The 20,633-nt window shown below is 72.4% G+C and carries 14 protein-coding genes; 12 read left to right on the top strand and 2 right to left on the bottom strand.

Annotation, left to right across the window (positions count from 1 at the left end; all coding sequences use genetic code 11):
• Nucleotides 1-286 precede the first annotated feature (286 nt).
• The 6 genes from PZB77_RS10295 to PZB77_RS10270 all read left to right on the top strand — a co-directional run bounded on the left by PZB77_RS10295 (nt 287) and on the right by PZB77_RS10270 (nt 7,703).
• The gene (locus tag PZB77_RS10295; RefSeq protein ID WP_275492271.1) at nt 287-1,039 is read left to right on the top strand and encodes a GntR family transcriptional regulator; all 753 of its coding nucleotides are present in this window, start codon (nt 287-289) and stop codon (nt 1,037-1,039) included.
• Nucleotides 1,040-1,251: 212 nt separating this feature from the next.
• Entirely contained in the window at nt 1,252-3,069 is a 1,818-nt protein-coding gene (locus tag PZB77_RS10290) for a hypothetical protein (RefSeq protein ID WP_275492270.1), read from the top strand.
• A 205-nt stretch (nt 3,070-3,274) separates the two neighbouring features.
• Nucleotides 3,275-3,475, top strand: a complete 201-nt coding sequence (locus PZB77_RS10285) for an SPOR domain-containing protein (RefSeq protein WP_275492269.1) — start codon at nt 3,275-3,277, stop codon at nt 3,473-3,475.
• A 203-nt stretch (nt 3,476-3,678) separates the two neighbouring features.
• Entirely contained in the window at nt 3,679-4,080 is a 402-nt protein-coding gene (locus tag PZB77_RS10280; protein ID WP_275492268.1) for an NUDIX domain-containing protein, read from the top strand.
• 372 nt (nt 4,081-4,452) lie between these two features.
• The gene (locus PZB77_RS10275) at nt 4,453-4,914 is read left to right on the top strand and encodes an ATP-binding protein (RefSeq protein ID WP_275492267.1); all 462 of its coding nucleotides are present in this window, start codon (nt 4,453-4,455) and stop codon (nt 4,912-4,914) included.
• A gap of 191 nt (nt 4,915-5,105) precedes the next feature.
• The gene (locus PZB77_RS10270; RefSeq protein WP_275495993.1) at nt 5,106-7,703 is read left to right on the top strand and encodes a SpoIIE family protein phosphatase; all 2,598 of its coding nucleotides are present in this window, start codon (nt 5,106-5,108) and stop codon (nt 7,701-7,703) included.
• A gap of 198 nt (nt 7,704-7,901) precedes the next feature.
• Here PZB77_RS10270 and PZB77_RS10265 read toward each other — a convergent pair whose 3' ends face one another.
• Both PZB77_RS10265 and PZB77_RS10260 read right to left on the bottom strand, forming a co-directional pair.
• Nucleotides 7,902-8,615, bottom strand: a complete 714-nt coding sequence (locus tag PZB77_RS10265) for a PspA/IM30 family protein (RefSeq protein ID WP_275492266.1) — start codon at nt 8,613-8,615, stop codon at nt 7,902-7,904.
• A gap of 129 nt (nt 8,616-8,744) precedes the next feature.
• The gene (locus PZB77_RS10260; protein ID WP_275495992.1) at nt 8,745-10,814 is read right to left on the bottom strand and encodes a TPM domain-containing protein; all 2,070 of its coding nucleotides are present in this window, start codon (nt 10,812-10,814) and stop codon (nt 8,745-8,747) included.
• Nucleotides 10,815-11,214: 400 nt separating this feature from the next.
• Here PZB77_RS10260 and PZB77_RS10255 point away from each other — a divergent pair, with 400 nt between their 5' ends.
• From PZB77_RS10255 to PZB77_RS10230, 6 genes are all read left to right on the top strand, one after another.
• Nucleotides 11,215-11,694 (top strand): MarR family transcriptional regulator, encoded by a 480-nt coding sequence (locus tag PZB77_RS10255; RefSeq protein ID WP_275492265.1) that lies wholly within the window; start codon nt 11,215-11,217, stop codon nt 11,692-11,694.
• 170 nt (nt 11,695-11,864) lie between these two features.
• Nucleotides 11,865-13,154 carry an MFS transporter gene (locus PZB77_RS10250; RefSeq protein ID WP_275495991.1) on the top strand — a complete coding sequence of 430 codons (1,290 nt, stop codon included), beginning with the start codon at nt 11,865-11,867 and terminating at the stop codon, nt 13,152-13,154.
• 71 nt (nt 13,155-13,225) lie between these two features.
• Nucleotides 13,226-13,777 (top strand): isochorismatase family protein, encoded by a 552-nt coding sequence (locus PZB77_RS10245; protein ID WP_275492264.1) that lies wholly within the window; start codon nt 13,226-13,228, stop codon nt 13,775-13,777.
• 302 nt (nt 13,778-14,079) lie between these two features.
• Entirely contained in the window at nt 14,080-16,485 is a 2,406-nt protein-coding gene (locus PZB77_RS10240) for an ABC transporter family substrate-binding protein (protein ID WP_275492263.1), read from the top strand.
• Nucleotides 16,486-16,884: 399 nt separating this feature from the next.
• Nucleotides 16,885-18,756, top strand: a complete 1,872-nt coding sequence (gene typA / locus PZB77_RS10235) for a translational GTPase TypA (RefSeq protein ID WP_275492262.1) — start codon at nt 16,885-16,887, stop codon at nt 18,754-18,756.
• A gap of 786 nt (nt 18,757-19,542) precedes the next feature.
• Nucleotides 19,543-20,565 (top strand): ABC transporter permease, encoded by a 1,023-nt coding sequence (locus PZB77_RS10230; RefSeq protein WP_275492261.1) that lies wholly within the window; start codon nt 19,543-19,545, stop codon nt 20,563-20,565.
• Nucleotides 20,566-20,633 lie beyond the last annotated feature (68 nt).

Genomic DNA, 20,633 nt, shown 5'->3' with positions numbered 1-20,633 from the left:
CCGGCCGGGCACTCCCCGTTCGCGGCGGACCGACGGCGGGCGGGGAACGGAAGCGCCGCCGCTCGCGGACCCCGCGGGGGCGGCACGTGTCACTCCGCGCGGCCGGTGGCGCTTGCCGGTGTCGCGAAGTGGGCAGAGAACGGCCGGGAGACCTGTGGTGATGCCCCCGGGGCATGCGCCGCGCCCCTCCGAATCACTACTTCGAGTGAAACGCTGGCCATTGCTTGTCCTGGGCCACTCACGGTTGCGACTCTGTTGCGGTCCGTCAACGTGTTGGGAGTGGCCAGTGACGTTCGGTGAGCAGCCCGCCTATCTGCGCGTGGCGAGCGATCTGCGGGAGAAGATCGTCAAGGGAGCGCTGCCGCCCCATACCCGTCTGCCGTCCCAGGCGCGGATCCGGGAGGAGTACGGCGTGTCGGACACCGTCGCGCTGGAGGCGCGGAAGGTCCTCATGGCCGAGGGACTGGTGGAGGGGCGCTCCGGCTCCGGCACGTACGTCCGGGCCCGTCCGGTGCCCCGCCGGATCGCCCGGTCCGGCTACCGCCCGGGGATCGGCGCCAGTCCGTTCCGCCAGGAGCAGACCGCCGAGGGCGTGCGGGGCACCTGGGAGTCGAGGAGCGAGCAGGAGGAGGCGAGCGCGGAGACCGCCGCGCGCCTCGGCATCGAGCCCGGGGAGCGGGTGATGCGCACGCGGTACGTCTTCCGGGACGCCGGGGAGCCGATGATGCTCTCCACCTCCTGGGAGCCGCTCTCGGTGACCGGCCGGACCCCGGTGATGCTCCCCGAGGAGGGGCCGCTGGGCGGCTGCGGGGTGGTCGACCGGATGGCGGCGATCGATGTCGTGGTGGACAACGTGACCGAGGAGGTCGGTGCCCGGCCAGGGCTGGCGGACGAACTGGGAGACCTCGGGGGCGTGCCGGGTCACGTGGTCCTGGTCATCGTGCGCACCTACTACGCCGGCGGGCGTGCGGTGGAGACGGCGGACGTGGTGGTCCCCGCCGACCGCTACCGGGTCGCCTACCACCTGCCGGTCAAATGACGGCCGACCGGCGCTCCGGTCCACCTGCCGGTCACATGACGGCCGACCGGCGCTCCGGTCCGCGGTGCCGGGTCGCGGGAGCCGTGACGCGGACGTAACCTCCCCTCACCGCACGTAACCCCCGGGCAACGCCCCGGGCCCGTGACCTGTCATGTGCATTGCCTATCTTCCCGTCCGTCGCCGCATCAACGGACCGACGGACGGGAAGCCCCATGACGGACACCGCACCACCGACCACCGCCGATCCCCGGCCCCCGGAGCCCCCGGCGGAGGGACGGGTACGCGCACCCTCCGCTCCGACCGGCCCCGGGACCGTTGGGTCGGGGACGGGCGGTCCGGACGCACCGGCCCGCAGCTACGCGGCGCTCGCCGCCGACGAGAGCCGCGAGGATTACTCGCTGCGCTACGCGCCGCACTCCTTCCGCCGCTGGTCGCCCGGCACCGTCGCGGGCACCGCACTGGGCGGCATCGCCTACCTCGCGGACTTCGCGATCGGCGCCTCGATCGTCTTCACCTACGGCTTCACCAGCGGTTCCGCGTCGATCCTCACCGCCGCGGTGATCATCTTCGTCACCGGCATCCCCATCGCCCGGGCCTGTGCGACCTACGGTCTGGACATGGACCTGGTCACCCGGGGCGCCGGGTTCGGGTACTTCGGCTCGACTCTGACCTCGCTCATCTACGCCTCGTTCACCTTCATCTTCTTCGCACTCGAAGGCTCGATCATGGCCCAGGCCATGCACCAGGCCGTCGGGCTTCCGGTGCAGGCCGGCTACCTGCTCACCACGCTGATCGTGATCCCGATCGTCTTCCGCGGCATGGGCGCGCTCGCGAAGGTGCAGGCGTGGACCCAGCCCGTCTGGATCATCGGCATGATCCTGCCGTTCCTGGTGCTCGCCTTCGAGGCACCGGACTCCTGGGGTGCGTTCAGCTCCTTCGGAGGGACGGAGGGGGCGGGTTCCGGCTTCTCCTGGCTGGGGTTCGGCATGGGCACGGGTGTGGCCCTCTCGCTCATCGCCCAGATCGGCGAGCAGGCGGACTACCTGCGCTTCATGCCCGCGAAGACCGAGGCGAACCGGCGCCGCTGGAACCTCGCGGTGCTCGCGGCCGGACCCGGCTGGGTGATCATCGGTGCCGCCAAGCAGCTCGGTGGCGCGTTCCTCGCCTTCGTCGCGCTGGAAGCGGTCGGCACGACGCACGCGCTGGAGCCGATCGCCCCGCAGATCGAAGCGCTGAGGCCCTGGCTCGGCGGGTTCGCCCTGCCGGCGGCGGCGATCTTCGTCGTCGTCTCCCAGGTGAAGATCAACGTGACCAACGCCTACAGCGGCTCGCTCTCGTGGTCGAACTTCTTCTCCCGGATCACCCACCGGCACCCCGGACGCGTCTGGTACATCTTCCTCAACCTCGCCATCGCCCTGACGCTGATGGAGATGAACATGTTCGCGGCCCTCAACAAGCTGCTGGGCTTCTACTCCAACGTCGGCATCGCCTGGATCGCCGCCGTCGCCGCCGACCTGGTCATCAACAAGCGGATCGGGCTCAGCCCGCCGTACATCGAGTTCAAGCGGGCCTATCTGTACGCGGTGAACCCGGCCGGCTTCGGGGCCATGGTGATCGCCTCGACCGTCTCGATCCTGGCCTTTTTCGGCCTCTTCGGTCCGTACGCGGAAGCGTTCTCCACCTTCATCGCCGCAGGACTCGCGGTGACGCTCTGCCCGCTGATCGCCTGGGCGACGAAGGGGAAGTACTACCTGGCCCGCCCCAATCCGGTGAACGGACCGGGGGTCGCGATCGAGGAGATCACGGCCACCCACACCTGCGCCGTCTGCGCGACCGCCTACGAACTGCCGGACATCGCCGACTGCCCCGCGCACGCGGGCCCGGTCTGCTCGCTCTGCTGCTCCCTCGACGCCACCTGCGGCGACGCCTGCCGGAAGGCGCCCCTGCCCGGCCCCGTACCGCTGCCCCTGCCCACGGTTTCGTCCGGCCGTCCCGCCGGAGCGGGAGGAGGGGGCCCGCACGCGGTGTGAACGGCCCCGCGCGTCGCGGGAGGTCCACTTCTCCTCGCCGGGGGCGCATCCGGGCGGATGCGCCCCGTGTATGGCCGGTTCCGTATCCCTTTGTGCGATTCCGCATTCGCTGAGTGAAGGTCAGGCGTACGCTCCGGCATATGCGCACAGCGGTTTCCTGGGGATCGTCCTATGAGATGTGCAGACCGGTGGGGAGAGGGGCAGCATGCTCGGGAGGAGCACGATGAGCGACAGCACGACTGTCCTCCCGTGGCTGGTGATACGGCAGGACGACAACGGCAACAGGTACCGTGTCGGCCGTTACGCCACAGAAGAAGAGGCACGGAGGGTCGCGGACGGGTTCGACACCCGGGAGCACAAGCAGCTCTACTGGGTCGAGCGCGCGGGTGAGACCACCCGCCCCTGAGCGACCGGCGTTTCCGGCGGCCGGGTGCCCCCCTGACCAGGGAGCGCCCGGCCGCCGTCGTGCGTGGCCCGTCCGGCGGCCGGCGCGCGCCCCCGTCCCGCCCGCGCCGGTTCGCTCCCCTCGCCTCGGAGCGCGCCGCCGCGCGGAGGTAAGGTCCGGCCTGACCCGGCCCGGCCGCCGGGCCGGACGACTGAGGCGGAGTGATGGCAGCGCTGATCGACACGGTGGCGTGGGTACGGGTGGAGAGCGGCAGGATCCTCTGCGCGCGGTCGAAGGGGAAGGACGTCTTCTACATCCCCGGCGGCAAGCGGGAAGCGGGGGAGAGCGACCTCCAGACCCTGCTGCGGGAGGTGGAGGAGGAACTCGCGGTCGTCCTCGACCCGGCGACCGTGGTGCACGCCGGCGTCTACGAGGCACAGGCGCACGGCCACGCGGACGGCGTCGTGGTGCGGATGAGCTGCTACTACGGCGACTGCGCGGGCACCCCGGCGGCGAGCAACGAGATCGAGGAGATCGCCTGGTTCACCTTCGCGGACCGTCCGCTCGTCGCCCCGGTCGACCAGGTGCTCTTCGACGACCTCCACGCGGCCGGCGTACTGGACTGACGCACGGGGGCCCGGGCGCTGCCGTCGGCGGGCCGCTGCCGGCCGCTACCGCTCCGCCGTCTTGCGGAGGCGGGGTCCGCAGGCCGTGTCCGGCCGTTCCCGCCGGGCGGCCGGTCGGCGCCCGGCCCGGCACCTCGCGGCGTGGTCGACGGCCCGAGCACGTCCGGTACACGGGTGCCCCTCCGCCATGCGACGCACCGCACCGGACACTGCCCGCTGATCCGACGCGCGTGGACCGACACGGCCCAGTGGTGTCGGCGACGGTCCGTGCACCCGTACGACCCATAGGTGACGATCCGTGATAGTTCATCACGCTTTACGGGTATGTGCCGGTTGACCCGTCGAGGGTGAATCCGCTGTCGGCCCCGGGAAGTGATCGGCGTGATCGATACCGAAGGCGGCTGTGCCGAGTGGTCCTTCCCGGCGGAGCCCGGCTCCGTGCGGGGCGCCCGGAACGCCGTCCGCGAGACGCTGCGCGCCTGGGAACTCGGCCCGACCGTCATCGACCTCACGGTGCTGCTGGTCAGTGAACTGGTGACCAACTCGCTCCGGCACGCCACCGGCCCCATCGGAGTGCGCCTGGTACGGCCCGGCGACCCCCCGGCGCAAGCGCCCGACCCCCCGGCGCAGGCGCCCGACCCGTCGGCGGACGGCCACGGGCTGCTGGTGGAAGTCTCCGATCCGCTTCCGGAACTCCCCACCCGGCGGAAGGCCGGCCCCGACGACGAGGGCGGCCGGGGGCTCCAGCTGGTGGCCTGTTCCGCACGTCGCTGGGGGACCCGCAAAGGAAAGAGCGGCAAGACGGTGTGGTTCGAGCTGCCTCTGTCTGGTTAGGAGTGGAGGGGGGACGCACAGCGATCACCTGAGGTCGGGGCCGCCGACGAGAAGGACTGAGACCTTGCTGTGATCGTGAACGCCGTGTCGGGAGAGGCATTCGTGCTGAATACTGCGCACAGGACCGGTCCGGTGTGTGAGCTGGAGGGGACGGTCGCGTGAGCGAGATACCTGGGACAGCGGGCGACATCGTGTGGCAGAGCAGCCCGCCTGGCTCGATTTACGAGTACATCAGGGTTGCCTCCTTCTCGATGGGCCCGGACGGCCTGATCGAGCAGTGGAGCACGAGGGCCGCCGATCTCTTCGGCATGGGCCCGCACGAGGCGGTCGGCCGCGATCCCGTGGAGGCGTTCATGCCTCCCGAACTGCGGCGCGGCGGACACCGACAGGTCCGCGAGATCCTCGACGGCAAGGAGTGGACGGGCCTCGTCCCGTTCCGGATACCCGGGGAGCGGGACGTCCGCGGGCTCGCCGAGGTCTACGTCATGCCGAGCGCGACGGCCTCCGGCGAACGCGCCGCCCTCTGCATCGTGGTGGACGTGCGGGCGCTGCGCGGCATCGAGACGGACCTCGCCGCCTCACAGGCAATTTTCGGCCAATCACCCTTCGGCTTCGTGCTCTTCGGCAAGGACCTCTCCGTGGTCCGGGCCAACGAGCGCTTCGCCACCGTCTTCGGTGGCATGGCCGCCGACCACCGGGGGCGCAGGGCCGAGGACTACCTCACCCGCCCCGAGGCGGACCGGCTGACCGACACCCTGAAGAGGGTCCTCGCCACCGGCGAATCGGTCACCGACCTCCGGCTCATCGGCACGGTCCCCGGCGACACCGACCGCCGCCACTGGTCCATGAACCTCTACCGGGTGCACACCCGGTCGGGGCGGCCCACCGGGGTCGCCGGACTCGCCACCGACGTCACCGGCCGGCACATCGCCGCCCGCGAGGCGGCCAGCGCCCGGCGCAACCTCCGGCTGCTCAACGAGGCCAGCGCCCGGATCGGCAACTCCCTCGACCTGGAGACCACCGCCCGCGAACTCCTCGACGTGGCCGTACCCGGCTTCTGCGACCTCGCCACCGTCGACCTCTTCCCCGCCGTCCTCACCGGCGCCGAGGCCCCGCCCGCCGGCGGCCCCGCACCCGAGCCCGGGGCGGCGTCGGCGGAGTTGCGCCGGGTCGCCGAGGCCAGCGCGGTCTCCGACGCCCGGCCCCCGGCCCCCGGCACACCGGGCGCCCGGGTACCCGGGGCACGCACCGGCGAGTGGATCGCCGACGACCGGGAGGCCGCGGCCGGGACGGCCGGGCCCGCCCTCGGAGCCGTACACCGCTACCCGTACGCCTCCGCCTGCGCGACCGCCCTGCGCACCGGCCGGGTGCAGGAGGAACCCGGCGACGGACCCGGCTTCGTCCGCTCCACGCTGGCGGTGCCGATGATCGCCCACGACACCGTGGTGGGGCTCGTCCGCTTCTCCCGTACGAAGGGCAGCGAACCCTTCGGCGAGCGGGACCGGGACCTGGCCGGCGAGCTGGCCGCCCGAGCCGCCGTCTGCATCGACAACGCCCGCCTCTACCGCCGCGAGCACGAACGCGCCCTCATCCTCCAGCGCAGCCTGCTCCCGCCCGGCGCTCCCGAGGCGGCGGGTCTGGACATCGCCTGCCGCTACCTCCCCGGCAACGCGACCACCGAGGTCGGCGGCGACTGGTTCGACGTCATCGAACTGCCCGGACACCGCACCGCGCTCGTCGTCGGCGACGTCATGGGGCGGGGACTGCGGGCGGCGGTCGCCATGGGGGAGCTCCGCACGGCCGTACGGACCCTCGCCCTGCTCGACCTGGAGCCCGCCGAAGTGCTGTACGCCCTCGACGAGGTCGCCCGCGGCCTCGGCACTCCCGGCGGCGGCGACCGGCCGGAGGGCGGCGGCACCCAGTGGCCCTCGCGCGCCCTCCAGAAGTCCCGCGAGGCGGACCTCTCCGAGGTCTACCTCGCGACCTGCGTGTACGCGGTCTACGACCCGGTCACCCGGCGCTGCACCTTCGCCAACGCCGGACACCTGCCGCCGGCCGTCGTCGAGCCCGGCGCTCCGGCCCGGCTCCTCGACGTACCGCCGGGGATGCCGCTCGGCGTCGGGGGCGAACCGTTCGAGGAAGTGGTGGTCGAGCTCGCCGAAGGCGCCCTCCTCACCCTCTACACGGACGGCCTGGTGGAGTCGCGGGACCACCCGCTCGACGAAGGGCTGGAGGCGCTGCGCGCGGCCCTCACCGGCCCCCGCATGCGGCTGGAGGCCGCCTGCGACCACGTGCTGACCTCCCTGGACACCCGGCACGGCGAGGACGACATCGCGCTCCTGATGGCCCGTGTCCAGGGGCTGCCCGAGGAGGCCGTCGGCGACTGGACGCTGCCCCGGGAACCCCGCTCGGTCGGCAGGGCGCGCGAACTCGCCCGACGGAAGCTGACCGAGTGGAACGTCGAGGACCTGGTGGACACCACCGAACTCCTCGTCAGCGAACTCGTCACCAACGCGCTGCGCTACGGCGAGGGCGAGATCCGGCTCCGGCTGCTGCGCGACCGCACCCTGGTGTGCGAGGTGTGGGACGCCGGGCTGGTCCAGCCGCGGCGCCGCCGCGCCCGTGACACCGACGAGGGCGGGCGGGGACTCCAGCTCGTCGGACTGCTCAGCGCGGCCTGGGGCTCACGGCGGACCCCGCGCGGCAAGACCGTCTGGTTCGAACTGGCACTGCCGGACGGGCGGCCCGCCGCCGAACTCTCGGTCGAACAACTGCTCAGCATGTACTAGGCACGCACTGACACGAGGCACGTGGGGAGAAAAAGGGCGGGGGCGGACGGGGGAGAGGACCGCCGGAGGGACGGACGAGGGGACGGGCGCAGGTCCGCTGCGGCTCCGCCCGCACGCTCCTCCGCCCCGGTCCGCCCGCGCATTTCCCCTGTTCCGCCCGCGCATTCCGCCGCCCGTTCCGCCCGCCCGCTCCGGCGGTCAGGACGGTGACTTCAGGGCGGCGAGCCGTGCCTCGACCTCCGCGCTGTCGCCCATGCCCTCCAACTGCTCGAACTGCGCGTCGAGCGAGGACGCGGCCAGTTCCTGCTTGCCCATCGCCTTCGCCTCCTCGCGGCGCACCTTCTCCTCGAAGCGGTTGAGCTCGCTCGTCGGGTCGAGCACGTCGACGGAGTTCACCGCGTCCATCATCCGGTTCTGCGCCCGCGCCGACGCGGCCCGGGCCACCAGCTCGTCCCGCTTGGCCTTCAACTCGCCGAGCTTCGCCTTCATCCGGTCGAGCCCCGCCTTCAGTTCGTCCACCACCTCGGTCTGCGAGGCGATGACCGGCTCGGCCGTCCGCGCCTCCTTCTCCGCCTGGAGCTGGCTGCCCAGAGCGACCTTCGCGAGGTTGTCGAACCTGTCCGCCTCCACCGCGGAGCCCGCTCCCCGCAGCTCGTCCGCCTTGCGGCTGGCCGCGAGCGCCTTGCCGCCCCACTCCTTCGCCGCCGCCACGTCCTCCGCGTGGTCCTGCTCCGTCAGCCGCAGGTTGCCGATGGTGGCGGCGACCGCCTGCTCGGCCTCCGCGATGTTCTGGGTGTAGTCGCGGATCAGCTGGTCCAGCATCTTCTGCGGGTCCTCGGCCTGGTCGATGAGGGCGTTGATGTTCGCCCTCGCGAGCCGGCCGACACGGCCGAGAATCGTCTGCTTCGACATGGGAACTCCTCTTCTGGAGACGGTCGGGGGAAACGGCCCGGCGGTGCGGCCGCCCGGCGGTGCGGCGGGGAACACGGGACGAGGGGCGCGGGGTTCGGCAAGGCAGGGGGTGCGGGTGCCCGGGCCCGGTCAGAAGCGGCCGCCGCCGCCCCGGCGACCCCGCGTCCCTCCTCCGCCGAAGCTGCCGGGCCCTCCGCCGCCGAACCCGCCCCCGAAGCCCCCGCCGAACCCGCCCCCGCCGAACCCGCGACCACCGTCCCTTCCGCCGCCGAGGATGCCGCCGAGCAGGATGCCGCCCAGCACCGCTCCGCCCATGCCGCCGCCCCGGGGGCCGCCCGGCCCGGACCGGTCTTCGAAAGCGCGTACGTCCTGTTCCGCGAGGGCCTGCGCCTGACCGGCCAGGGCGTCGGCCCGCTGCGCCTCGGTCAGCGCCCGCTGCGGATCGCCGCCCGCGGCGAGCTGCCCCGCCCCCTCCATGTGGCGCTGCGCCTCCGCGAGCCGGGTGCGCGCCTGGGCGCCGACCGCGCCCCGGTGGGTGGTGAGGTAGCCGGCGGCGGCCGAGACGGCCGAGCGGGCGGTGAGCATCGCCTGGTCGAGCAACGAAAGGGCCCGGCTGTCGCCGTGGTCCCGCGCACGGGCCGCGGCCAGGGACTGGTCCAGCACCGCGTCCGCCTCCTCCAGCCGGCGCAGCGCGTCGATCGGGTCGTACGGTCCGCCCGCCACCTCTCCCCGTACGTCCCGCAGCACCGCTTCCGCCCTGCCGATGCGCCCCTGGAGATCGGCGGTGGACACACCCCGCGCGGTGCCCCGCAGCAGCCCGTGCGCGTCCGCGAGGTCCGTCTCCATCTCGGTGAGCGCCGCCGGGACGCGGGACGCCGCCTCGTCGAGTTCGGCGGCCCGGCGCTCGACGGCGTCCACCAGAGTGGCGGCCTGGCGCACCGCGCTCTCCGCGGCGCGGACGAAGACGGCGGCCCCGGAGCGGTCGCCGCCGTCCACCGCCTGGCGTGCCTGGTTGAGCGTGGAGGTCGCGAAGAGCAGTCGCTCCTTGGCCTGCTCGACGTCGTCCACGACGGGGGCGGCCGCCGACGGCGCGTACCGGGTCCGCATGGTGTCGAGCGTCGAACCCGCCGTCGCGGTACGGCCGGCGAGGCCGCGGAAGGTGGTCTCCACCTCCGCCAGCGCCTGGGGCGCGTGCTGTTCCAGGGAACGCAGCCGGTCGAAGTCGGCCGCCACGGCGTCGAGCCGTTCGTCCGCCGCGGTGCAGCGGCAGATGATCTCCGTCAGCATCCGGTGCCGCGTCGGCTCGTCCTCCGGGATCGCGTCGTCGAGCTGCTGGCGCAGCCGGAACGACGCGGTCAGTTCCGCTTTCGCACGTGTCACCGCTGCCGCGAAGGGAGCCGCCGCCTCGTCGCCGAACTGGGCCGCGGCGAAGCCCAGCTCCTCCTCGCTGGTGCGGACGGCGTCGTCCGTGTCCACCAGGATCTCCTTGGCCCGCGCGTCCAACTCGGCCAGCGGGACCAGGGGTGCGGCGGGCTCGGCGCCGGGGGCACCGGCGCCCCAGCCGGCGGCGGCCGGAGTCGTCCGGCTCCGCGCGCGCCGCTTGCGCCGGGAGAGGGCGTACAGGGCGACCGCGAGGACCGCGACGAGCAGGACCGCGGGGAGCAGGAGGTCGCCGGCGCCCGTCCCGCCCGAACCGCCCGACCCCGGATCGGCCGGGCCGGGGGAGAGCGAGGGCGAGGGCACCGGCTCTCCCGCGAGCACCGCCTCGAAGCCGTCGGCGGCGCCGATCGCGGCACCTGCCCAGTCGTTCACCCGCAGCGCCGGCACGACGGCGGTGCTCGCCACGTCCCGCAACTGCGCGTCGGTCAGCCGGGACGCCTCGTCGACGGAGTACGCGTACTGCCGGTCGTGGGTGGCGACGGCGAGCAGCACGTCGTCCTGGCCCAGGCCGTTGCGGGTCGCGGTCTCGTCGGCCCAGCTCTGCGAGGACCGGCCGGAGAAGTCGCGTACGTACACGACGAAGAGCTGCACCCGCCGCTCGTCGAAGAGGGAGTCGAGGGCTGCCTCGACCTCGCCGGTGCGGTCGCCGAGCGCCCCGGTGCGGTCGGTGATCTGCCCGTCCCGGGAGAGCGTCACCGGGTCGTCGGCCCGCGCCGGAGCGGTGGCCCCGGCGGCCAGCCAGAGGGCCGCGAACACCACGCCGAGCAGCGCCCGGCAGGGGCGGGAGCTGCGGATACGACTCGGGGGAGGCGCCACACCTGGGAGGTTATGACCAGGTTTCGCACCCCGCGACCCGGGCGTTCGGCGGGCCGTCGGGCGGGGGGTCGGCGGGCCGGGTACGTGCCGTACCCGCGCGGCGCGCGTCACCCGGTCCGACGGCCGCCGCGCGAGGCCTGGCCCGCGCCCACCGTGAGCAGACCGACCAGGAGCAACGCGGTCGGTGCCGGGCCCACCGGCGGAATGCTTCCGAACGCACCGCCGCCCCTGATCGACGGAACCCTGCTGCGAGCGGAGGAGCCCGATGTGGCGGGGTAGCCGGGGCGGCCGCATTCGACAGGCAAACTTGCAAGATGCTCTGTACATCTTCTAGCCTGGCGATATGCCCGAATCGACCGATGCCCCGGCCCCGCGGCCGGCCGCCCCGCGCCTGGACGACACCGCTCCCGACGTGGTGGCCGCGCGCCTCGCGGCGGTGGTGAGCAGGCTCCTGCGCAAGCTGCGCACCGAGTCCTCCGCGAGCCTGCTCACGCCGTCGCAGCGGTCCGTGCTGGCCCGGCTGGACGGGGACGGGCCGGCCACCACGGCGGCGCTCGCACGGGCGGAGTACGTGCGCCCGCAGTCCATGCGGCTGACGCTCGCCGCCCTGGAGGGCCAGCACCTGGTCGAGCGGGCCCCCGACCCCGCGGACGGGCGCAAGTCCCTCGTCTCGGTCACCGAGGCCGGCCGGGCCACCCTCGCCGGAGTCCGGGCGGCCAAGCACGACTGGCTCACCGAGGCGCTCGCGGCGGAGATGGACGAGGGCGAGCGGCGGACCGTCGCCGCGGCGGTCACCCTGCTCGACCGGCTGGTGGAGCGGTGAGCGCTCCCGGCGGAACACCGGCCGCGACCCCGCCGCTCATACCCGCGGCGGCGGCCGGGGGAACGGGTAGCGCCGCCCCGCCCCAGGACCCCTCGGGGACCCTCGGCTTCGGCGCCCGGCTCACGGCGCCCCTGCTGATCGGCTCGCTGGTCAACCCGCTCAACACCACCATGATCTCGACCGCCCTGGTCGCGATCGGGCACACCTACTCCGTGGGCGCGGCCGGCACCGCCTGGCTGATCTCCGTCCTCTACCTCACCAGCGCCGTCGCGCAGCCGGTGCTCGGCAAGCTCGCCGACTCCGTCGGCCCGCGCCGGGTCTTCCTCGCCGGGCTCGTCGTGGTGCTGGTCTCCGGACTGGTCGGCGCCTTCGCCCTCTCCTTCACCTGGCTCCTCGTCTCCCGGCTGCTCCTGGGCATCGGCAGCGCCGCCGCCTATCCCGCCGCCATGTCGATCCTCCGCCACGAGGGCCTCCGGGTCGGCCGCACGCCGCCCCGCCCGGTCCTCGCGCGGCTCTCCTTCGCGGCGGTCGGCAGCACCGCCGTCGGGCCGACGCTCGGCGGAGTGCTGGTGATGCTGGTCGGCTGGCGGGGAATCTTCGCGGTCAACGTGCCCGTCGCGCTGATCGCGCTCGTCACGGCCGTGCGGTGGATCCCGGCCGACCGGGGGCGCCCGCCCGCCGAGGACGGCAGCCGTCCGAGGACCGGAATCGATCCGCTCGGCATAGGGCTCTTCTCCACCGCCCTGACGCTGCTCGCCTTCTTCCTGCTCGACCTGGCCCACCCGCAGTGGTGGCTGCTGCTGCCCCTCGCGGTGGTGGGCGCCGTCCTGGTCCGCTGGCAGCTGCGGACCCCCGCGCCCTTCCTCGACCTGCGGATGCTCGCCTCCAACGGCGCCCTCACCCGCACCTACCTGCGGCACGGCCTCGGCTACCTCCTCGTCTACTGCGTGATGTACGGCTTCACCCAGTGGCTGGAGGAGGTCCGCGGCTTCTCCTCCGGGGAGACCGGGCTGCTGATGCTCCCGATGTCCCTCGCCGCCCTCGCCTGCTCGCTCCTCGGCGCCCGTACGAAGGGCATCCGGGGACCGCTCACCCTGGCCTGTCTGCTGCTCACCGGCGGGGCCGTCCTGCTGGGCTTCCTCTCCGGCGATTCCCCGCTCGTCCTGCTGCTGCTGGCGGGCGCCTGCTTCGGTGTCCCGCAGGGGCTGATCGGTACGAGCAACCAGGCGGCCGTCGCCCAGTTCGCCCCGGCCGCGTCCATCGGGTCGGCCGCGGGGCTCCAGCGCACCGCGCAGTACACAGGAGCGATCACCGCGTCCAGCATGATCGCCCTCGCCTACGGCCGGGCGGCCACCGACGCGGGGCTGCACCTGATGGCGTGGATCGCCGCCGGGCTCGGGGTCGCGCTGATCGTGCTGACCGTCACCGACCGGGCGCTGCGCACCCCGGCCGCCCCCTGAAGACCCTTCCCCCCCGCACCGCCCCGGCCCCGGTACGCACGGGCCGCACCCCATCCCCGAGGAGCACTCCCATGACCGCCACCACGCTCGACGCGAAGACCGCGCTCGTCGTCATCGACCTGCAGAAGGGCATCCTCGATCTGCCGATCATCCACTCCGGCGAGGAGATCGTCGCCCGGGCCGCCCGGCTCGCCGAGGCGTTCCGCGCCAAGGATCTGCCGGTCGTGCTGGTCCACGTCACCGGTTCAGCCCCCGGCCGCAACGAGACCGCGGGCCCCCGCGGCGAGCTGCCCGCCGACTGGGCCGACCTGGTCCCCGGCCTCGGCCGCCAGGAGAGCGACCTCGTCGTCACCAAGCGGCAGTGGGGCGCCTTCTACGGCACCGACCTGGACCTCCAGCTGCGTCGCCGCGGCGTCACCCAGATCGTGCTGCTCGGCGTCGCCACCAGCATCGGTGTCGAGTCCACCGCCCGCTTCGCCCACGAATACGGCTACCACGTCACGATCGTGACCGACGCGATCAGCGACATGGACGCCGGCGCCCACGCCAACTCCGTCGAGAAGATCTTCCCGAGGCTCGGCGAGACCGCCACCACCGACGAGGTCATCACGCTCCTCGGCTGATCCCCGTCACCGGCCCCGCACGGGCCGGCGCCTCTCCCCGGGTGCCCCGGAACCGGCCTTCCGCCGGTTCCGGGGCACCGTCGCGTCCGGGGCCCGGCGGCGGCCGTCCGGGCCGGCCGTACCCCCGCGCGGGTGAGTCGCGCGGCACCGCCGACGTGTCGGCGCCCGCGCGCCCGCGCCACCGCTTTCAGTGGAAAGACGCATTCGGTGTGATCAACCGTTAATGCCACCAGATCAGCAGGCAACTGTCATCCGGTCCATTCCGGTACGGGGTGGTCCGTCCGGCCCCGGAGGTACCAGCCATGTCCCACGTCGGCGTCCCGCGCGGGACCGTCCGCAAGCGCCGCGCCCTCGCGCTGTTCACCGCGGGGGTGCTCACCCTCCCGGCGCTGGCCGCCTGCGGATCCGGCGGGGACGAGGCGGTCGTCCGCGTCCCCCAGGACATCGCCCCGGCCGCCCGCGGCGCGATCGCCCAGGGAGCCACCCTGAACTGGGCCGTCGACACGCTGCCCGCCACCCTCAACACCTTCCAGGCGGACGCGGACGCCTCCACCACCCGGATCACCGGCGCGCTCCTGCCGACGCTCTTCCCCCTCGACGCACAGGGACGGCCGCGGCTCAATCCCGACTACCTGGAATCCGCGAAGATCATCGACCGGGAACCCCAGCAGGTCGTCCTCTACAAGCTCAACCAGCAGGCGGTGTGGAGCGACGGCCGGGAGATCGGCGCCCCCGACTTCCTCGCCCAGTGGAGGGCGCTCAGCGGCAAGGATTCCGCCTACTGGACCGCCCGCAACGCCGGATACGAGCGGATCGAGAAGATCGAGCGCGGCCACGACGACCTCCAGGTCCGGGTCACCTTCTCCAAGCCGTACGCCGACTGGCGCTCGCTCTTCTCGCCGCTGTACCCCAAGGAGGTCATGGGCACCCCGGACGCCTTCAACGACGGGGCCCGCACCACCCTCAGAACCACCGGCGGCCCCTTCAAGTTCGGCGCCGTGGACAAGGACACCAAGACCGTCACCGTCGTCCGCGACCCCCGCTGGTGGGGCGACGAGGCGAAGCTGGAGAAGATCGTCTTCCGCGCGGTCGCCCCCCGGGAGCGCACCGCGGCGCTCGCGAAGGGCACGGTGGACGTGGCCGACATCGACGGCGCCGGCGCACAGCGCATCCGTCTCGCAGCCCGCGACGACGGCCGCAACGGCCGCCCGCTCACCCACGGCCCCGAAGCCGACCTCACCCCCGCCGCCGCCCTGCGCTCCTGGGCGCTCGCGCACGGCTCGGACGAGGAGGCGGCCGAGATCGCGCAGGCGTCCCGGGAGAAGGCCAAGGAGGCGATCGAGGCCTACGAGACCGAGCAGGCGGGCCTGCGCTCCTACGTCGTACGCAAATCCCTGGAGCCCGCCTACACGCAGCTGGCGCTCAACGGGGAGTCCGGGCCGCTGGCCGACGAGCGGGTGCGCCGGGCGGTGGCCCGCGCTCTCGACCGCCAGGAGATCGCCGACACCGTCCTGAAGCCGCTGGGGCTCCCGGCCGAGCCGCTCGGCAGCCACCTCGCGATGGCCGGCCAGCCCGGCTACACGGACAGCAGCGGCGCCATCGGCGACCAGGACACCGCGGAGGCCCTGGCGCTGCTCGCCGACGCCGGCTGGACACCGGGCGGCGCAGGCAGGCCCAAGGGCACCGAGGCGGGCAGCGAGGCCCAGAAGCGCAAGGCATCCGCCTCCGCCTCCCCCTCCGCCTCCGCGGACGCCGACGAGGACGCCGCGGAAGACGACTCCGACGACGCGTCCGCCGAGGCCTCCGAGGCCTCCGGCACGGCCGCGGGAGCCGCCCCCGACGTCTCCGCCGAGCCCTCCGCGGCGGCGTCCCCCGGCTCCGCCGAGAAGGCCTCCGCCGAGCCCTCCGCGGCGGCGTCCCCCGGCTCCGCCGAGAAGGCCTCCGCCGACGAGAAGGCCGACGCCGGGGACGCCGGGCGCTACATCGTCGGGGGCGACGACAAGCCGGGCGACGACGGCTCCGCCGCCCAGGCATCGCTCCAGGACCGCAAGGCCGGGGGCGCCCCGGGCGCGTACGCCCCGGTGGGCACCGCGGCCCCCGCCCGGCCCGCCCCAGCCCCGCACGCGGCCGTACGGAGCCGGATCGGCAAGGACGGGAAGACCCTGAGCCTTCGTTTCGTGCTCCCCTCGGGCGCCGAGTCGGCCGCCCTGCGCACCGTCGGGCAGAAGATCGCGGCGATGCTCGACTCCGTCGGCATCTCCACGGTGATCACCAAGGTCTCCGACGCGAGCTACTTCAAGGACCACATCGCGTCCGGCGACTACGACCTGGCCCTGTACTCCTGGCCTGCCAGCGCCTACCCCGCCACGGACGGGCGGCCCATCTTCGCCAAGCCGGTCCCCGCCTCGGACGGATCGCTGCTGGTCGAGCAGAACTACACCCGGGTCGGCACGGACTACATCGACCAGCTCTTCGACCGGGCCGTCGCGGAGCTGGACGAGGACGCCGCCCGCGACCTGATGAAGCAGGCGGACGCCCGGATCTGGGCCGCCGCGGGCTCGATCCCGCTCTACCAGCGCCCGCAGCTGGTGGCGGTCGACAAGAAACTGGTGAACGTCGGCGCCTTCGGCTTCGGCACGGCGCGCTACCAGGACATCGGGTTCAAGGACAAGAAGGCGGCGGGCGCCCCGGCCCGTCTGACCGAGTAGCGCGGGACCCCCCTCGGCGCACCCCCGAGCGCCTTCGACGGGGCCCCGTTGTTCGAACGTGCCCGCCGGACCACCCGGCGGGCACGTTCACGTCCGGGCGCGCGAGCCGGGTTTCGGGGGCCCGGCGGAAGGTGACGGGAAACCGGCGAAAAGGGGACGCGCAGGGGGCCGCGCGCCGCCTCCGCATCCGTCCGAGCACCGCTCCGGACCCGCACCGACCGTTGATTATCCGTTGAATACCGGGGGGAGAGGGGTCTCGCGGATCGGGCCCGGAAGCCCCCCGCGCGGCGGGCCCGTACCATGGGACGAGCCGTGGCGTGTCAGCCCGGCGGGGCGTACGAGGACCTGAGACCGACTGCGACGCCTGATCCCACGATCCGAGAGAAGCGCATTCCACCCATGCCCACGCGCCACGACATCCGTAACGTAGCCATCGTCGCCCACGTCGACCACGGCAAGACCACGCTGGTCGACGCCATGCTCAAGCAGGCCGGCGCCTTCGCCGCGCACGCCGCCGAGAGCCTCGACGACCGCATGATGGACTCGAACGACCTGGAGCGTGAGAAGGGCATCACGATCCTCGCCAAGAACACGGCGGTGAAGTACCACCCCAAGGCCGGTGGCGAACCGATCACGATCAACATCATCGACACCCCCGGCCACGCCGACTTCGGCGGTGAGGTCGAGCGCGGCCTGTCGATGGTGGACGCGGTCGTACTGCTCGTCGACGCCTCCGAGGGCCCGCTGCCGCAGACCCGCTTCGTGCTCCGCAAGGCGCTGCAGGCGAAGATGCCGGTCATCCTCTGCATCAACAAGACGGACCGTCCGGACTCCCGCATCTCCGAGGTCGTCGACGAGACGTACGACCTCTTCCTGGACCTCGACGCGGACGAGGACCAGATCGAGTTCCCGATCGTCTACGCCTGCGCCCGTGACGGCGTCGCCTCGCTGACCAAGCCGGAGGACGGCACCGTCCCCCCGGACAGCGAGGACCTGGAGCCCTTCTTCAACACCATCCTGGCGCACGTCCCGGCCCCGGAGTACGACGAGGAGGCGCCGCTCCAGGCCCACGTCACCAACCTGGACGCCGACAACTTCCTCGGCCGCATCGCGCTCTGCCGCGTCGAGCAGGGCGAGCTGCGCAAGGGCCAGACCGTCACCTGGATCAAGCGCGACGGCAGCCAGCAGAACGTCCGCATCACCGAGCTGATGATGACCGAGGCGCTCACCCGCAAGCCGGCCGAGGTCGCGGGCCCCGGTGACATCTGCGCCATCGCCGGTATCGCCGACATCATGATCGGCGAGACCCTGGCCGACCCCGAGAACCCGATCGCGCTGCCGCTCATCACCGTCGACGAGCCGGCCATCTCGATGACCATCGGCACCAACACCTCGCCGCTCGTCGGCAAGGGCGGCAAGGGCCACAAGGTCACCGCCCGCCAGGTGAAGGACCGTCTGGACCGCGAGCTGATCGGTAACGTCTCCCTCCGCGTCCTCGACACCGAGCGTCCCGACGCCTGGGAGGTCCAGGGCCGCGGTGAGCTCGCGCTGGCGATCCTGGTCGAGCAGATGCGCCGTGAGGGCTTCGAGCTGACCGTCGGCAAGCCCGAGGTGGTCACCAAGCAGATCGACGGCAAGACGCACGAGCCCATCGAGCGCATGACCATCGACTCGCCCGACGAGCACCTGGGCGCCATCACCCAGCTCATGGCGACCCGCAAGGGCCGCATGGAGACCATGACGAACCACGGCTCCGGCTGGGTCCGCATGGAGTGGATCGTTCCTTCGCGCGGCCTCATCGGCTTCCGTACGGAGTTCCTGACCCAGACCCGCGGCACCGGCATCGCGCACTCCATCTTCGAGGGCCACGAGCCGTGGTTCGGCGAGCTGCGCACCCGCCACAACGGTTCGCTCGTCGCCGACCGCTCCGGCACGGTCACGCCGTTCGCCATGGTCAACCTCCAGGAGCGCGGCATCATCTTCACGGAGGCCGGCACCGAGGTGTACGAGGGCATGATCATCGGCGAGAACTCCCGCGCCGACGACATGGACGTCAACATCACCAAGGAGAAGAAGCTCACCAACATGCGTGCGGCGTCCGCGGACACCACGGAGAACGTGGTCCCGGCCCGCAAGCTCTCCCTGGAGCAGTCCCTGGAGTTCTGCCGCGAGGACGAGTGCATCGAGGTGACCCCGGAGACCGTGCGCATCCGCAAGGTCGTCCTGGACGCCAAGGAGCGCGGTCGCACCGCGTCGCGCGCCAAGCGCTGATCACATGCGGCCACCGGCCGGGGCACGTCCCTGCCGGGTCCCCACCCGATCCAGAGCATTGACATGAGGCCCGGCCTCCCGCAGACACTGTGGGAGGCCGGGCCTTCGTCAATTGATTTTCGTCACTTTCGCGTCCGGTTATCGGGCGTCGCTCTCCGAAACATGTGTTAACAGTCCGTTTCGGGGGTGTCTGTCTGCACTCACTTTGTCCGGATTTCGGGCACACGCCCCGTATCGATGTTGTCAAACCGAGACCCTTTAAGTGTGGTTTAAGGCCCGCTCGTACTTAATAGTTGGCTCCATTGAGCTCGGGTCAATGAGTCACGCACTGTGGGGAGTGCCGACTCACGAGCACACGGGGTACGCAGATCTCTCGTCGTCAGGGGTGTCGACCGGGATCGTCGTGCCCGCTTCGTAGTGAAGAACAAGTGGACTCATGAGGAGGAACCCATGAACGGTGCCACAAGCGCCCAGTGGGTCACGTCGTCCGACCGGCGCGTCAGACGCCCGCGAACCCTGGCGGTACGCCGGGGATCCGCTCGCTCGCCGTACTGATCCGCCCGGCGCCCGATCCTTCGTATCGGTCCTCCGGGGTGAGTCCACCCTGGCCGCGGTCTACCCGCGCAGATCAGCCCTTGGCCCTGCTCGCCGCTCCGTACGCTCCCGCACCCGCCCTCTCGTTCGGCAACTCGGTGCAGGCGCAGTGCGGTTGACTCCTCGCATACTGCTGAGAAGCGGCACGTGCGCGGGCCGGCGGCCGTCAATTACATGTGAAACGGACGAATCATGACGAGTCCAACTGGGATTCAGGCCGAGGCTTCGGTCTCGGTCCTCGAGAAAGAGCCCGAGAAGCCGACCGGCCCCGCCAAGGTCGAGGGGCGCTCGCCGGGCCAGCTGATGTGGCGCCGGTTCAAGCGCGACAAGACCGGACTCGTGTCCGCGGTCGTAGTGATCCTCTTCTTCGCGGTCGCCCTCCTCGCGCCGGTGATCACCAAGCTCTACGGCAAGGACCCGTACACGCTGTACGGGCAGGACAACCCCGACCTCCTGGACATGTTCAACATGCCCTCCGGCGGCATGGGCGGCATGTCCCCGGAGCACTGGTTCGGCATCGAGCCGACGCTCGGCCGCGACGTCTTCGCCCAGCTGCTCTACGGCATGCGCACCTCGCTGTTCACGGCGGTCGCCGCCACCATCGCCATGGTGGTCATGGGTGTCCTGATCGGCCTCGTCGGCGGTTACTTCGGCGGCAAGACCGACTACTGGATCGGCCGGGTCACCGACTTCTTCCTCGCGCTCCCGAGCCAGCTCTTCTTCGTGGCGGCGATGCCGGTCATCACGACCGTGTTCGTGGCCCCGGACGAGGAGACGCCGACGTACGTGCGCACCTGCGCCATCATCGGTGTGATGTGGCTGCTCGGCTGGATGGGCCTGGCCCGTCTGGTGCGCGCCGTCACCCTCTCGCTCAGCGGACGTGAGTTCGTCGAGGCAGCCAAGGTCGCCGGAGCCTCCCCCTGGCGCATCATCCGCAAGGAGCTGCTGCCGAACCTCGTCACCCCGATCCTGGTGCAGTCCACGTACATGCTGCCCAGCACCATCCTCTCGGTCGCCTTTCTCTCCTTCGTCGGTGTCGGCTACGTCGAACCGACGCCGGACTGGGGCCGGATGTTCTCCGTGGGCGCGGACGTCTACGAGCAGGACCCGGTCTACATGTTCTTCCCGGGTATCGCCATGGTCGTGTTCGTCGTGGCGTTCAACCTCCTCGGGGACTCCGTACGGGACGCCTTCGACCCGAAGACGGGTCGCTGATCCGAACCGCGGGGGCGCTGCCTCCCGGGCGCCGGTACCGACCGGACGTGCAGGGCAGCACAGCTGAT

This window comes from Streptomyces sp. AM 2-1-1 (genome assembly GCF_029167645.1).
Classification (GTDB): Bacteria; Actinomycetota; Actinomycetes; order Streptomycetales; family Streptomycetaceae; genus Streptomyces.
Note: the sequence above shows the minus strand (reverse complement) of the source record. Positions and strands in the feature narration are given on the sequence as shown.

Excerpts from the sequence above, each read along its gene's own strand:
- PZB77_RS10290 (WP_275492270.1), top strand. The coding sequence starts at position 1,252 with ATGACGGACACCGCACCACCGACCACCGCCGATCCCCGGCCCCCGGAG.
- PZB77_RS10285 (WP_275492269.1), top strand. The coding sequence starts at position 3,275 with ATGCTCGGGAGGAGCACGATGAGCGACAGCACGACTGTCCTCCCGTGG.
- PZB77_RS10280 (WP_275492268.1), top strand. The coding sequence starts at position 3,679 with ATGGCAGCGCTGATCGACACGGTGGCGTGGGTACGGGTGGAGAGCGGC.
- PZB77_RS10265 (WP_275492266.1), bottom strand. The coding sequence starts at position 8,615 with ATGTCGAAGCAGACGATTCTCGGCCGTGTCGGCCGGCTCGCGAGGGCG.
- PZB77_RS10255 (WP_275492265.1), top strand. The coding sequence starts at position 11,215 with ATGCCCGAATCGACCGATGCCCCGGCCCCGCGGCCGGCCGCCCCGCGC.
- PZB77_RS10250 (WP_275495991.1), top strand. The coding sequence starts at position 11,865 with ATGATCTCGACCGCCCTGGTCGCGATCGGGCACACCTACTCCGTGGGC.
- PZB77_RS10245 (WP_275492264.1), top strand. The coding sequence starts at position 13,226 with ATGACCGCCACCACGCTCGACGCGAAGACCGCGCTCGTCGTCATCGAC.
- PZB77_RS10240 (WP_275492263.1), top strand. The coding sequence starts at position 14,080 with ATGTCCCACGTCGGCGTCCCGCGCGGGACCGTCCGCAAGCGCCGCGCC.
- typA (WP_275492262.1), top strand. The coding sequence starts at position 16,885 with ATGCCCACGCGCCACGACATCCGTAACGTAGCCATCGTCGCCCACGTC.
- PZB77_RS10230 (WP_275492261.1), top strand. The coding sequence starts at position 19,543 with ATGACGAGTCCAACTGGGATTCAGGCCGAGGCTTCGGTCTCGGTCCTC.